Origin of the sequence: Cyanobium sp. Cruz-8D1, from assembly GCF_024345975.1 — a bacterium.
Taxonomy (GTDB): domain Bacteria; phylum Cyanobacteriota; class Cyanobacteriia; order PCC-6307; family Cyanobiaceae; genus Cyanobium.
The window spans coordinates 17,634-30,463 of record NZ_JAGQCD010000026.1; the positions used below are offsets into that span (position 1 = coordinate 17,634).

Here is a 12,830-nt window from a genome sequence, read left to right on the forward strand (position 1 = left end):
CCTGCTCGCTCACAGGGCTCCAGCCTGGCGCAGAGTCATGGCTGCACTGCACTGATGTCCATGGCCCCGCCCGCCACCCTGGTGCGCACCGCTCGGCAGCTCTGGCAGTGCCAGTGGCGTCTGCTGATGGGCGGGCTCGGCCCCGCCGACGGCCAGGGCCGCTACCGCCGGCCGGCCGGGGCCTTCACCAGCCTGCCGCCACTGCCGCAGGACGCCGCGAACCCCGGCGGCCACGTCTTGATCGTGGGCCGCAGCTGCCCCTGGGCCCATCGGGCCTGGCTCACCTGGAGCCTGCGCGGCCTGGCGCCCACGATCGACACGGTGGTGGTGGATCCCGATCCGGCCGCCGGCCGCTGGCGCTTCGCCACCCCCTTTGAGGGCTGCCACACCCTGATCGACCTCTACCGCCGCAGCGGCGCCGATCCCCGCGCCCGGGCCACCGTGCCGGCCCTCTATTCCCGACGCCAGAAGCAGATCCTGGTCAGCGAGAGCGCCCGCCTGATCGAGCTGCTCAACGCCTGGCCCGCGTCTGGTGAGGCCCCGGATCTGCAGCCCCCGGAGGATCAAGCCGCCATCGCCGCCTGGCGGGAGCGGCTGCAGGGGGACGTGAACGACGGGGTGTACCGCTGCGGCTTCGCCCGCAACCAGGCGGCCTACAACGAAGCGGAAACGGCCCTGTTCGCCGCCCTGGAGGCCGTCGAGGCCAGCCTCGTGGCCCAGGGGGAGGCTGGCAGCGGCTGGCTCTGCGGCGGAACCCAGCCCAGCCTGGCGGACGTGGTGTTGTTTCCCACCCTGATCCGGATGGAACTGGTCTATGCGCCGCTGTTCGGCTGCAGCCGCCGGCCCCTGTGGCAACTGCCCCGGCTGTGGGACTGGCGGCGACGCTTCCATGGCCTGGAGGGGGTGGCGGCCACCTGCTTCCCGACGGCCTGGCGCCGCGACTACTTCGGGGCCCTGTTCCCCCTGCACCCCTCCGGCATCGTTCCGGCGGGACCGGACCTGGCCACACTGGTGGCGAGCCCGCCCCCTGCCGCCCCCGGCGCCCCCACCCGATGAGCAGCACCCTGGCACCCCCGGATGGCACCGACCCCGTCTTCGAAGGGGTCTACGGCACGTTCAGCATCACCGCCACCGACCGCCGCGAGGTGCTGGGCTACCGGCTGGCCCTCACGGCCGTGGCCCTGGGCCAGCTGGCCCTGCTGGCCCAGTGGCGCCAGCTCGGCCCCGACCGGCTCTGGCCCTGGTTGCTGGTGATGGCGGCCGGCCTCGGGCTGGCCCTGCGCTGGATCCACATCTACCTGCGTCCCCTGCACCGGGCCCTGCAGCTGTTCTGGCTGGCCGGTTGCCTGGGCGGGCTGCTGCTGGCCCTGCGGGCCGGCCCCGACCAGATGCTCCCCGCCCTGGCGCAGCAACCCCTGTGGATCCTGGCGGTGGGGCCCTTCTTCGCCGCCCTGGCCGGCATCGGCTTCAAGGAGTTCTTCTGCTTCCAGCGCCCGGAGGCGATCGGCGTCACCCTGCTGCTGCCCCTGGCCCTGCTCGGGCGCCTGGCCGGTGTGCTGAGCACGGCCACGACCGCCAGCCTGCTGGCCGCCGAAGCCCTGCTGCTGCTGGTGCTCTGCCTGCGCAAGTTCCCCATGCCGGCGGCCGCTGATGTGGGCGACAAGAGCGTCTTCGCCCATCTGGAGCAGCAGCGCCTGGGCCTGGGCCAGAACGGCGACACCCCATGAGCGCCATCAGCCTGGTGGGGGCCGCCAAGGACTTCGGCCTGCGCAGCCTGTTCTCCGATCTCGACCTGCATGTGGGCGAGCGCGACCGGCTGGGGCTGATCGGCCCCAACGGCGCCGGCAAGAGCACCCTGCTGCGGGTGCTGGCGGGTCTCGAACCGCTCGATCGGGGCGAGCGGCGCTGCCATTCCCGCACCCGGGTGGTGCTGCTCGACCAGGAGCCCCGCCTGGATCCCTCGCTGACCGTGCTGGAGCAGGTGTTCGCCGGGGATGGCGAAGCCATGGCCCTGCTGCGGGAGTACACCGTCGTGAGCCACCAGCTGGCCAGCGGCACCGAGGATGGCCCGTTGCTGGCCCGCCTGAGCGCCCTGCAGCACCGCATGGACGGTTGCCAGGCCTGGGACCTGGAGCGCCGCTGCCGGGAGGTGCTGGAGCGCCTGGGCATCGACGCGGCCCACCAGGAGCGCACGATCGGCGAACTCTCCGGCGGCAACCGGCGCCGCGTCGCCCTGGCGGCGGCCCTGGTGGCCGAACCGGAAGTGCTGCTGCTGGATGAACCCACCAACCACCTTGATGCCGAGGGGGTGGAGTGGCTGCAGAGCTACCTGGATCGCTTCGCCGGCGCCCTGGTGCTCGTCACCCATGACCGCTACCTGCTGGATCGGGTCACCCGCCGGATCGTGGCGGTGGAGCGGGGCGAGGCCCGGCCCTACGAGGGCAACTACGGCACTTACCTGGGCCTCAAGGCGGCCGAAGAGGAGGCCGAAGCCTCCTCCGCCGCCAAGCTCAAGGGCACCCTGCGGCGGGAACTGGCCTGGTTGCGCCAGGGCCCCAAGGCCCGCAGCACCAAGCAGAAGGCGCGGCTGCAACGCATCGATGCCCTGCTGGAGGCGCCCGCCCGTCAGGGTCGCACCAGCCTGGCCATGGCCGCCACCGCCCGGCGCATCGGCAAACGGGCGATCACCGCCGAGGGGCTGGCGGTGGCCGTGGGCGAACGCACCCTGCTGCGGGACTTCAGCTACGACTTCAGCCCCGAGGACCGGGTGGGGATCATCGGGCCCAACGGGGTCGGCAAATCCAGCCTGCTGGAGGTGATCGCCGGACGGCGCCCCCCCAGCGAAGGCCTGCTGGAGCTCGGGTCCACGGTGAAGCTGGCCTACTTCGACCAGCACAGCGACGTGCTGCTGGCCAAGGACGGCAAGCGCAAGGTGATCGAGGTGGTGCAGGAGGCCGCCAGCCGGGTGCAGGTGGACGGGGTGGAGCTGACGGCGTCCCAGCTGCTGGAGCGCTTCCTGTTTCCCCCCGCCCAGCAGCACCAACCAGTGGCGAAGCTTTCGGGGGGCGAGCGGCGGCGCCTGCACCTCTGCCGGCTGCTGATCGAGGCCCCCAACGTGCTGCTGCTGGATGAACCCACCAACGACCTCGATGTCCACACCCTGAGCGTGCTGGAGGAGTTCCTCGACGATTTCCGCGGCTGTGTGGTGGTGGTCTCCCACGACCGCTGGTTCCTGGATCGCACCGTCGACCGCCTGTTCCACTTCGAGGACGGCCGGCTGGAGCGCTTCGAGGGCAACTACACCAGCTGGCTGGAGCGAGGGGCCCCTGCCACCGCCCCCGCCACCGCCCCCGCCCTGGCCGCCGGGCGATCGACGCCAGCGGCCAGGGCGGCGGCGGCAGGACCCCGGCGGCGCAGCTTCAAGGAGGCCCGGGAGCTGGAGCGCCTCGAATCCGAGCTGCCCCAGCTCGAACAGCAACGCCAGGAACTTGAGCAGCACCTGGCGACCCCCAGCGGCCCGGACTACGCCCGGCTGGAGGAGCTGACCCACGAGCTGGCGGCCCTGGTGGAGCGGATCCACGCGGCGGAGGAGCGCTGGCTGGCGTTGAGCGAGCTGGCCACCTGAAGCCGGTGCCTCAACCAAGGGTGTGCGGGAACCCACAGGAAAAGGCGGCGCCCCTGCCACGACCGTATGGTGTCTCCGGTGAGTTCCGGCTCGTGAAGGCCGGTTTTTGCATGAAGACGATCGACGATCACATCGAGAAGGACAAGGTCGAGATTGCGTCGGCCAAGGCCGACGGCAATCTCGGCAAGGTGCGCCATCTCGAGGAGGAGCTCAAGGCCCTCAACGAGTACAAGGAGCACCACCCCGAGGACAGCCACGACCCCAGCCCCCTGGAGGTGTACTGCGACCTCAACCCCGAAGCGCCCGAGTGTCGGGTCTACGACGACTGAGGCCCAGCGTCAGACGATGCCCAGCTGCTGCCACACGGCGGCCAGCAGGGTTTGGAGACCCTGGGAGGCGGCAGCGGAGATGACGAGGGGGGGCTGGCCGGTATGGGCGGCAATGGCGGCCACCCGCTCCTCCAGTTCCTCGTCATCACACAGCTCCATCTTGTTGAGCACCACCAGGCGGGGGCGCTCGCTGAGCCCGTTGCCATAGGCGGCCAGCTCCTCCTCCACCACCAGCAGGTCCCTGAGCACGTCCTCGCCGCCCGCATCGACCAGATGCAGCAGCAGCCGGGTGCGCTCGATGTGGCGCAGGAATTCATGGCCCAGGCCGGCGCCGCGGGCTGCACCGGCGATCAGTCCGGGGATGTCGGCGAAGACGGTGCCGTCGCCGCTTGGCCGCCGCACCACGCCCAGGTTGGGCACCAAGGTGGTGAAGGGATAGTCGGCGATCTTGGGCCGGGCAGCCGAGAGAACGGCGATCAGGGTGCTCTTGCCCGCGTTGGGCAGGCCGATGATCCCCACCTCGGCCAGCAGTTTCAGCTCCAGCTGCAGCTTCCATTCCTCCCCCTCCTTGCCCTCGGTGAACTTTTCCGGGGCCCGGTTGCGGTTGCTGAGGTAGTGGGCGTTGCCCAGCCCGCCCCGGCCACCGGCCGCCACCAGCAGCTCCTCGCCGGCGTTGGTGAGATCCCCCAGCAGGATGCCGGTGCGGCAGTCGCGCACCTCCGTGCCGCACGGCACCCGGATCGTCAGGGTGGAGGCGCTGGCTCCGGAGGAGCGGTTCGGGCCGCCGCGCCGGCCGTCATCGGCGGCGAACAGGCGGCGGTACTTGAAATCCAGCAGGGTCTGGAGGTTGGAATCGGCCACGAGCAGCACGTCTCCGCCGCGACCCCCGTCGCCGCCGGAGGGGCCCCCGGCGGGCACGTATTTCTCACGACGGAAGGCCACGATGCCGTCGCCGCCGCGGCCGGCGCGAACGGCGATGCGGGCCTGATCGATGAACTGCAAGGAAGGGTTTCGGCCGGGGCTCTGATGAGGAACAACCCTAGGATCCCCCGGTTGCAGCGCTTGTTTGGCCGAGGTCCGCTTCCAGAAGGTCGGCAAGACCTACCCGCCCCGTCGCGGCGGCAGCCCGGTAGAAGTGCTGCGCCAGCTCGACCTGCACATCAAGGACGGTGAATTCCTGGTGCTGGTGGGCCCCTCGGGCTGCGGCAAGAGCACCCTGCTGCGGCTGCTGGCGGGCCTGGAGGCCACCACGTCGGGCGAGATCTACGTGGGCGAGCGGCCCGTGAGCCGCCTGCGGCCCGCCCAGCGGGATGTGGCGATGGTGTTCCAGAGCTACGCGCTCTACCCGCACCTGAGCGTGGCCGACAACATCGGCTTCGGCCTGCGGCGCAGCCGCCACCGCAGCCTGAGCCAGCAGTTGCAGGACAGCCTGCACCGGGCCAGCCGCGGATTGCCAGCGGCCCTGCGGATCGATTCCGAGCGGGAGCGCCGCATCGCGGCGCGCATCGATGAGGTGGCCGCCACCCTGGAGCTGGAGCCGCTGCTGGAGCGCCGGCCCAAGGAGCTCTCCGGGGGCCAGAAGCAGCGGGTGGCGCTGGGCCGGGCCATCGCCCGCCAGCCGGCGGTGTTCCTGATGGATGAACCGCTCAGCAACCTCGACGCCAAGCTGCGCACCGGCACCCGCACCCAGATCGTGGAGTTGCAGCGGCGCCTGGGCACCACCACCCTTTACGTCACCCACGATCAGGTGGAGGCGATGACCATGGGCCACCGCATCGCCGTGCTCAACGAGGGCCGGCTGCAGCAGCTGGGCACGCCGATGCAGCTGTACCAGTGGCCGTCCAACCTGTTCGTGGCCCAGTTCATCGGCAGCCCGGCGATGAACCTGCTGCCGGTGGAGGTGGCCAGCACGAGCCAGTTGCTGCTGGGGGAACGGCGCTTCCCGGTGGAGGGGCCGATGGCGGACCTGCTGGGGAACTGGATCGGCCACCGGATCACCGGCGGCCTGCGGCCCGAGCACCTGCGGCTGGCCCCCGCCACCAACCGCAACCTGGCCGCGGAGGTGAGCCACTGCGAGGCCCTGGGCAACGAGCAACTGCTCACCTGCCGGCTGCTGGAGGGCAGCCACCTGGTGCTGGTGCGGGCCACACCAGATCAGAGCGTGAGCGTCGGCCAGACCGTCCACCTCGACGTTGACCCCACGGGCTGGCGCCTGTTCGACGGGCTCGGGGCCGCCCTGCTGCCGGCCGAGGTGACCCCAGCGGCGCGGAAGGAACCCCAGCTGCCCCCCATCAGCCACTGAGCGGCGCGGCCCGGGCCTCACTTCACCCAGATGACGCTGCAGCCGGGGCCGCCATCCCCCTGCTCGGCATCGCTGACCCGCTCCACCCAGGCCAGGCCGGAGAGCCACTCGCGCAGGCCCCGCTTGAGCTTGCCGGTGCCGATGCCGTGGATCACCCACACCGGCCCGTTGGCCCCCCGCAGGCGCTCTTCCACCGCCGCCTCGGCCTCATGCACCCGCAGGCCGCGCACGTCCACCGTGTTCCCCTCGGTGCGCACGTCCGGGCCGCGGCTGCCGGGGGAACGACGGCTGCGGATGCGCACCTGGGGCGGCGGCTCGGGTGGCGCCGGCTTCTCGCCGTGCAGTCCCTCGATCGCCGCCAGCGCCACCGTGAGCCGCAGCACGCCGCAGCGCACCGTGAGCTCCGTTCCCTCCGCCGAGATGGCCAGCACCTCGGCGGCCTTGCCCAGGGCCAGCAGCCGGATGCGGTCGCCCACCCGGGGCCGCCAGCCGCCGTGGTCGCGCTGCTCCGGCAGGGGCCGGTGCTGCTGCTCCAGCCGGCGCAGGCGCTGGCCGGCCTGGCGGGCCGTTTCCCCCGCCACCCGCCCGCCGACGCGCACCTCCTGACCCACCGTGCGCAGCCGCCGGATCAGGCGCCGCACCTCCCCCTGACCCTCCCGGATCGACAGCTCCAGCCGCTGGCGGCGCTGCTCCTGCAGTTCCGCCGACTGCTCCTTCTGCTGCGACCAGCGCTGCAGCAGTTCCTCGTGCAGCAGCTCGGTGCGGGCCAGCAGCACCGCCGCCGCCTCGGCCGCCTCCTGCTGGCGCTGGCGTTCCTGCTCCAGCCCCTCGATCACCCGGTTCACGTCGCCTTCACCGCCGGGCTCCAGCTGGGCGGCGGCCGCCGCCAGCACCGCAGGGTCGAGGCCCAGGCGGGAGGCGATCGCCAGGGCGTTGCTGCGGCCGGGGATGCCCCACTGCAGCCGGTAGGTGGGCGAGAGGGTCTCCACGTCGAAGGCCACCGAGGCGTTCTCGAAGCGGGAATCGGCGTACTTGAGCGCCTTGAGCTCGCCGAAGTGGGTGGTGGCGACGGTGAGGCGGGCGCGATCGGCGAGGTGGCGCAGCAGGGCAGCGGCCAGGGCGCTGCCTTCGGTGGGATCGGTGCCGGCCCCCACCTCATCGAGCAGCACCAGCGCCGCGGCACCCTGGGCCAAGGTGGCCCCGTCCGCCAAGGCCGCCAGGATGCGGGCGATGCGGCGGATGTGGCCGCTGAAGGTGGAGAGGTTCTGCTGCAGCGACTGCTCGTCGCCGATGTCGGCCAGCACCTGGCCGCACCAGGGCAGCCGGGGGGTGCCGCCGCAGGGCAGGAACAGGCCGGCGCGGGCCATCAGGGCCGCCAGGCCGAGGCTTTTGAGGGTCACCGTCTTGCCACCGGTGTTGGGGCCCGTGATCGCCACCACCCGCAGCTCGGGGCCCACGCTGATGCTCACGGGCACCACGGGCCGGCCGCCCTCGCGCCGCTCCTGCCAGAGCAGCAGGGGGTGGCGCAGCTCCCGCAGCTCGAACGGGGCGTCGGCCGTCTCGGCCAGCTCGGGCCGCACAGCCCCCAGCCACTGTCCGTAACGGGCCCGGGCCAGGCCGGCATCGAGCCGCACCAACACCTGCTGCAGATGGCCCAGCGGCTCAGCCTGCTCTCCCACCAGGGCACTGAGTTCGCTGCGCACCTGGCGCTCCTGCTCCCGTTCCTGGCCCTCGGCATCACGGATGCGGTTGCCCAGGGGGATCACCACCTGGGGCTCCACATACACCGTGCTGCCGGAGGCGGAGCTGTCGTGCACCAGGCCGCTCACCTGGGCGGCGGCGCCGGCCTTGACCGCCAGCACCGGCCGGCCGCTGCGCTCGCTGACCACCGTGTCCTGGAGCAGGGAGGCGTAGCGACGCACCAGCTCCTGCAGCCGCTCGCGCCGCTCAGCGCGCAGGCCCAGCAGCTGGCGCCGCACCGCCTCCAAGGAGCCGCTGGCCCGATCCGCCACCCGGCCGCCCTCCTCCAGACAGAAGTGCAGCCGCTGCTCCAGCTCCGGCAGGGTGCGCAATTCGGCCACCAGGGCCGTGGTGATCGGCCGCAGTTCTGGGTCCTCGATCTGACGCCGCAGCCGCCGGGCGGTGGCCAGGGTGGCGGCCACGGCCAGCAGCTCCTCGCCGCCGGCGCAGCCACCCTTGGCGCAGAGGGCCACGGTGGCGGCGATGTCCCCGGCCCCCTGCAGGCTGAGGCCGCCCTCACTGAGGCCATCGAGGGCCAGCAGCTCGGTGGTTTCCAGCAGCAGACGGCGGCTTTCGGCCGGCTGGTCCGGCAGGCCGAGCCCGGCACAATCGCGCCGGCCGGCGGCGGTGCTGGCGAAGCCGGCCAGGTGGGCGGCCAGACGGGGCCACTCCAGCAGCTCCAGCGTGTCCTGATGGATCTCGCTCACCCAGCCGGCGCGAGGGAAGTTGGAGCGGGGATGGCGGCGACTCCGACGTTGGAGGGAATGCCTTCGGCGGGCTCGTAGAGCATCTCCAGCCAGTTGCCATCCGGATCCTGCAGGTAGAAGGAAGCGGTGCCGTCGCGGTGGTCGTGCACCGGTCCGACCCGGTGGCCCGCCGCCTCAAGCCGGTCGTGCACCGCCTGCACCTCGGCGCGGTCGCTGAAGTGGAAGGCGAAGTGGGGGCCGGCGGCGGTGTAGGTGGGGCTGAGCAGGGCGATGCCGTCGCCGTTGCCGGGCGACTGCATGTAGGCCCAGTCGTGGGCGTCCCAGGTCAGGCGCAGCCCCAGCCCTTCGTAGAAGTGCTTGGCACGCTCCATGTCCTGGACCCGCACCGCCACGTGGCCGAGACGCGTCATCGGAAGGGGAAACGTCGGTTCATTCCCCCATTCAAGCGGTGCGGCTCAGCCGTCGCGCAGCCACTGGGCGGCGTCACAGGCGTGGTACGTGAGGATCAGATCGGCGCCGGCGCGCTTGAAGCAGAGCAGGGTTTCCAGCACCACCGCCCGCTCGTCGATCCAGCCCCGCTCGGCGGCGGCCTTGACCATGGCGTACTCACCGCTGACGTTGTAAGCGGCGATGGGCAGCTCGCTCTCGCCGCGCAGGCGATGGATGACATCGAGGTAGGCCAGGCCGGGCTTGACCATCAGGATGTCGGCCCCCTCCTGTTCATCGAGCAGGGCTTCGGTGAGGGCTTCGCGGCCGTTGGCCGGATCCATCTGATAGGTGCTCTTGTCCTTCGGGATGGGCTTGGTGCTCACGGCCCGGGGGGCGGAATCCAGCGCCTCCCGGAAGGGTCCGTAGTAGGCGGAGGCGTACTTGGCGGTGTAGCTGATGATCCCGACGTGCTCGAAGCCTTCCTCGTCGAGGGCTTCACGGATGGCCCCCACCCGTCCGTCCATCATGTCGCTGGGGCCGATCAGATCCGCTCCGGCCCGGGCCTGGGCCACCGCCTGGCGGCAGAGCAGGGCGATGGTCTCGTCGTTGAGCACCACCCCCTCGGCACTCACGATTCCGTCGTGGCCGTCGCAGGAATAGGGATCAAGGGCCACATCCGTCATGATCGCCATGTTGGGGTGCTCCTGCTTGAGGCGGCGGATCGCCCGGGGGATCAGCCCACCTTCGTTGAAGCACTCACTGCCGTCCTCGGTCTTGAGGCCATCAGCCACCTTGGGGAACAGCACGACGCAGCGGATGCCCAGATCCCAGGCCCGGCCCACCTCGGCCACCAGGCCCTCCAGGCTCCAACGCTGGGCGCCGGGCATGGCGCCGATCGGTTCGTTGGACGCGCCCTCGTGGACGAACAGCGGATAGATGAAATCGGCGGCGCTGAGCTGAAATTCCCGCACCATGGCCCGCAGGGCCGGCGTGCGACGCAGCCGGCGGGGCCGATAGGTGAGCTCCATGGGGCCGTTCTGACTGGCCGGATCCTACGGAAAGCCCTTCCGGCGCTTGATCGGCGGGCCGGTTGGGGGGTCAGAGCAGGGCGGCGCTGATCCAGTCCTTGCGGGGGTCGACGCTGCGGGCCTGGCGCAGCTGCTCCAGCAGGTCCCGCTCCTGGGGACTGAGGCTGTCGGGCAGCTTCAGGGTCGGGGTGAACAGCAGATCTCCCCTGCCGTCCTTCACCGGCCAGCCCTTGCCCTTGAGCCGCAGGCTGCGGCCCAGGGTCATGCCGGGGGGCACCTGGATCGTGGCTTCCCCATCGGGGGTGGCCACCCGCACCTCACCGCCAAGGGCCAGTTCGTCGAGGCTCAAGGGAAGTTCGGCCCGCAGCTGGTCGCCGTCGAGACGCCAGACGGGATGGCTCTGGAGCTTGAGGGTGAGGTAAAGGTCGCCGCGACGCCCGGTGCCGGGCTGCAGGTTGCCTTTGCCCTTGAGCCGCAGGCGGCTGCCGTCCTTCACACCGGCGGGGATGCGCACCTGCACCCGCTCCTCGTTGACGGCCAGGGTGCGCTCGCAGCCGCGGAAGGCATCGGCCACCGGCAGGCTGATCGTGGCTTCCGCATCGAGCTGCACCTGGGTGGCGCGTGCGGCAGCGGGGCCACCAAAACCGGAGGCGAAACCGCCGGGGAAACCGCTGCCGAAGCCGAAGCCGCCGGGGGCACCGGCTGCAGCCCCGCCGCCGAAACGGCCCAGCAGGTCGTTGATGAAGTCGTCGAAATTGCCGTAACGGCCGAAATCGACATCGACGCCGGGAGCCCCGCCGCCGCCACCCATCTGGTTCCAGTACTGGCCGAACTGCTCGTAGCGACGTCGCTTTTCGGGATCGGAGAGCACTTCATAGGCCTCGCTGATCTCCTTGAAACGGCCCTCGGCGGAGGCATCGTCGGGATTCACATCCGGGTGGTACTGGCGGGCCAGCTTGCGGAAGGCCCGCTTGATGCCATCGGCATCGGTGCCCCTTTCGACGCCAAGCACCTTGAAATAGTCGCGGTACCCGTTGGCACTCATCTCGTCACGCTCATGTCGCCAGGGCGCCGGTCACCGTTCATCGAGAAAATTGTCCCAGTCCGGTCGCTGAATTCCCACGCCCTGGCAGGGCGGAAGCCCGTACGGGGCCAGGGGTGCGGCCTAGATTTTCAGCCGAGTTCGCCCGCCGAAGCGCTTGACCTCCCCCTCCGAGAAGGCCACCCGAGCATCGGCGCTGCGGACACTGCTGCTTCTGGGCGGACTGCCCACCCTGCTGGGCTGGGCGTTGACCCTCACCACCCCCGCCCATGGGGGTCAGGCCGGGAGCTCCACCACCCCCACGCTGGGGGAGGCCCTGGCACCATCCGATAGCGCCCAGTTGGAGCTGACGGAGCACCTGCGTCGTATCGGGGCGGTCTTTTATGGCGCCTGGTGGTGCCCGGCCTGTTTCCGCCAGAAAAGCCTCTTCGGCCAGCAGGCGGGCAATCAACTGCCCTACGTGGAGTGCGACAAGACCAAGCAGGGTCGGGAGCGCTGCCAGCAAGCTGACATCAAGGCCTACCCCACCTGGGTCCTGGGGAGCAAACGGGTGGAAGGGGTGCAGACGATCGAAGAGCTGAAGCGCTGGAGCGGTTTCTCCCAGACGCCGGCCAGCGGCACTCCCTGAACCAGGGCCTGGCGTGCGATTGGCTGTGCTGAACGCGCCACCCAAGTGGCGCCATAGCGCGGAAGTCCGGGTAGACTAAATTGCTTTTTTTGGTAGAGTCTTTCAACCGATTTCTGCAGAACACTGAAACCTGTCTGGAGCCAATCTCCTCACCTCAGGGACATGAAGGAATCAACACTTCCGGCCCGAGAACCGAAGTTTTCAGCACCTTTTTTTCAGATTCTCATAAAAGTTGAGGTAATTTTTCAGGATGATTGTTATCTAGGACACCTTTGGGATGTGAGTCGCTCCGGGGCCTGCATCCGCAGCTTCCAGCAGGTTCCCCTGGGATCGCCGGCCCAGATCCGTTTCCACGACCCCTCCGAGGCGGAGTTCATCGAGGCCAGGGGAGAGCTGGTCTGGATGAACCAACTCAGGGGCGCCCACTACATCGGGCTGAGGTTTGAGGAGGGCTTCGACATTTCCAAGACATTTCTAAGGTTGTTGATCAAAACGGACCCTGCCTGAACCAGTCAGGACTGTGCCCGCCTTCGAGTCACATCTGGTCAGTTCGCCAGTCCTCTCGGCGTCAACGCGACAGCGGCCATGACGCTGCGCCCTTCCACCCTCACAGCCACGCTCTGTCTCGGCATGGTTGCAACACGGCACTCGCCGACGCCTTCCGCAGGGATCAGCGGCGATCCATCCCCGCCCCGGGAGCCCCGTAGCCCAGGCCAGGGCGCACCCCGGCTCCCGAGGCGGGACCACCGACCCCGCCGGGGTTGGGTCGTGCATGGCTGAGCGAGGGGATCGCCACAGCGAGGGCGGCCACCGCGAACGCCAGAGCGCTGCAGTGCTTGAAGGATTTCATGGCCGTGAGATTCGAGACAGAACCTTCTCCTAGCAAGATCGGCTCCTCACTCTGTCAATCTCCACGCGGCGGTCTCCTGATTAGAGCCGGCAGGCCAGGCGCGAGGAAGGTCCATAGCGAAAGGCTGCTCATACCATCAAGACAGCACCA

13 protein-coding genes are annotated in these 12,830 nt (G+C 70.3%); 7 read left to right on the forward strand and 6 right to left on the reverse strand.

Annotation, left to right across the window (positions count from 1 at the left end; translation table 11 throughout):
• Positions 1–60 precede the first annotated feature (60 nt).
• From KBZ33_RS14815 to KBZ33_RS14830, 4 genes are all read left to right on the forward strand, one after another.
• Complete coding sequence (locus KBZ33_RS14815; protein WP_254954067.1) at positions 61–1,056, forward strand: glutathione S-transferase C-terminal domain-containing protein; 996 nt, start codon at positions 61–63, stop codon at positions 1,054–1,056.
• Positions 1,053–1,727 (forward strand): DUF2301 domain-containing membrane protein, encoded by a 675-nt coding sequence (locus KBZ33_RS14820; RefSeq protein WP_254954066.1) that lies wholly within the window; start codon positions 1,053–1,055, stop codon positions 1,725–1,727. Before KBZ33_RS14815 ends, KBZ33_RS14820 begins: the two co-directional genes overlap by 4 nt.
• Positions 1,724–3,625, forward strand: a complete 1,902-nt coding sequence (locus tag KBZ33_RS14825; RefSeq protein WP_254954065.1) for an ABC-F family ATP-binding cassette domain-containing protein — start codon at positions 1,724–1,726, stop codon at positions 3,623–3,625. The genes KBZ33_RS14820 and KBZ33_RS14825 overlap by 4 nt, the downstream gene beginning before the upstream one ends.
• A 110-nt stretch (positions 3,626–3,735) precedes the next feature.
• Positions 3,736–3,954, forward strand: a complete 219-nt coding sequence (locus KBZ33_RS14830) for a Calvin cycle protein CP12 (protein WP_254954064.1) — start codon at positions 3,736–3,738, stop codon at positions 3,952–3,954.
• 9 nt (positions 3,955–3,963) lie between these two features.
• Here KBZ33_RS14830 and cgtA read toward each other — a convergent pair whose 3' ends face one another.
• Entirely contained in the window at positions 3,964–4,956 is a 993-nt protein-coding gene (gene cgtA, locus KBZ33_RS14835; RefSeq protein ID WP_254954063.1) for an Obg family GTPase CgtA, read from the reverse strand.
• A 64-nt stretch (positions 4,957–5,020) separates the two neighbouring features.
• On the opposite strand from cgtA, the gene KBZ33_RS14840 reads away from it, so the two are divergent.
• Positions 5,021–6,256 carry an ABC transporter ATP-binding protein gene (locus tag KBZ33_RS14840; protein WP_254954062.1) on the forward strand — a complete coding sequence of 412 codons (1,236 nt, stop codon included), beginning with the start codon at positions 5,021–5,023 and terminating at the stop codon, positions 6,254–6,256.
• Positions 6,257–6,273: 17 nt separating this feature from the next.
• Here KBZ33_RS14840 and KBZ33_RS14845 read toward each other — a convergent pair whose 3' ends face one another.
• The 4 genes from KBZ33_RS14845 to KBZ33_RS14860 form a co-directional block, all read right to left on the reverse strand.
• Positions 6,274–8,703, reverse strand: coding sequence for an endonuclease MutS2 (locus KBZ33_RS14845; protein ID WP_254954061.1), 2,430 nt, complete (start codon positions 8,701–8,703; stop codon positions 6,274–6,276).
• Positions 8,700–9,113 carry a VOC family protein gene (locus tag KBZ33_RS14850; protein WP_254954060.1) on the reverse strand — a complete coding sequence of 138 codons (414 nt, stop codon included), beginning with the start codon at positions 9,111–9,113 and terminating at the stop codon, positions 8,700–8,702. The genes KBZ33_RS14845 and KBZ33_RS14850 overlap by 4 nt, the downstream gene beginning before the upstream one ends.
• A 45-nt stretch (positions 9,114–9,158) precedes the next feature.
• Positions 9,159–10,160: a porphobilinogen synthase gene (hemB, locus tag KBZ33_RS14855; protein WP_254954059.1), complete on the reverse strand. Its 1,002-nt coding sequence runs from the start codon at positions 10,158–10,160 to the stop codon at positions 9,159–9,161.
• Between the two features lie 70 nt (positions 10,161–10,230).
• Positions 10,231–11,205, reverse strand: coding sequence for a DnaJ C-terminal domain-containing protein (locus KBZ33_RS14860; RefSeq protein ID WP_254954058.1), 975 nt, complete (start codon positions 11,203–11,205; stop codon positions 10,231–10,233).
• A gap of 154 nt (positions 11,206–11,359) precedes the next feature.
• Here KBZ33_RS14860 and KBZ33_RS14865 point away from each other — a divergent pair, with 154 nt between their 5' ends.
• Both KBZ33_RS14865 and KBZ33_RS14870 read left to right on the forward strand, forming a co-directional pair.
• Positions 11,360–11,830, forward strand: coding sequence for a thioredoxin (locus KBZ33_RS14865; RefSeq protein ID WP_254954057.1), 471 nt, complete (start codon positions 11,360–11,362; stop codon positions 11,828–11,830).
• A gap of 162 nt (positions 11,831–11,992) precedes the next feature.
• Entirely contained in the window at positions 11,993–12,337 is a 345-nt protein-coding gene (locus KBZ33_RS14870; RefSeq protein ID WP_254954056.1) for a PilZ domain-containing protein, read from the forward strand.
• 163 nt (positions 12,338–12,500) lie between these two features.
• On the opposite strand, the gene KBZ33_RS14875 is transcribed toward KBZ33_RS14870, so the two are convergent.
• Positions 12,501–12,680: a hypothetical protein gene (locus KBZ33_RS14875; protein WP_254954055.1), complete on the reverse strand. Its 180-nt coding sequence runs from the start codon at positions 12,678–12,680 to the stop codon at positions 12,501–12,503.
• Between the last annotated feature and the right edge of the window lie 150 nt (positions 12,681–12,830).

What these genes read in the sequence shown, in the direction of transcription:
- KBZ33_RS14825 (WP_254954065.1), top strand. Translation starts at nt 1,724, where the DNA reads ATGAGCGCCATCAGCCTGGTGGGGGCCGCCAAGGACTTCGGCCTGCGC.
- KBZ33_RS14820 (WP_254954066.1), top strand. Translation starts at nt 1,053, where the DNA reads ATGAGCAGCACCCTGGCACCCCCGGATGGCACCGACCCCGTCTTCGAA.
- KBZ33_RS14875 (WP_254954055.1), bottom strand. Translation starts at nt 12,680, where the DNA reads ATGAAATCCTTCAAGCACTGCAGCGCTCTGGCGTTCGCGGTGGCCGCC.
- KBZ33_RS14850 (WP_254954060.1), bottom strand. Translation starts at nt 9,113, where the DNA reads ATGACGCGTCTCGGCCACGTGGCGGTGCGGGTCCAGGACATGGAGCGT.
- KBZ33_RS14870 (WP_254954056.1), top strand. Translation starts at nt 11,993, where the DNA reads ATGAAGGAATCAACACTTCCGGCCCGAGAACCGAAGTTTTCAGCACCT.
- hemB (WP_254954059.1), bottom strand. Translation starts at nt 10,160, where the DNA reads ATGGAGCTCACCTATCGGCCCCGCCGGCTGCGTCGCACGCCGGCCCTG.
- KBZ33_RS14860 (WP_254954058.1), bottom strand. Translation starts at nt 11,205, where the DNA reads ATGAGTGCCAACGGGTACCGCGACTATTTCAAGGTGCTTGGCGTCGAA.
- KBZ33_RS14815 (WP_254954067.1), top strand. Translation starts at nt 61, where the DNA reads ATGGCCCCGCCCGCCACCCTGGTGCGCACCGCTCGGCAGCTCTGGCAG.
- KBZ33_RS14830 (WP_254954064.1), top strand. Translation starts at nt 3,736, where the DNA reads ATGAAGACGATCGACGATCACATCGAGAAGGACAAGGTCGAGATTGCG.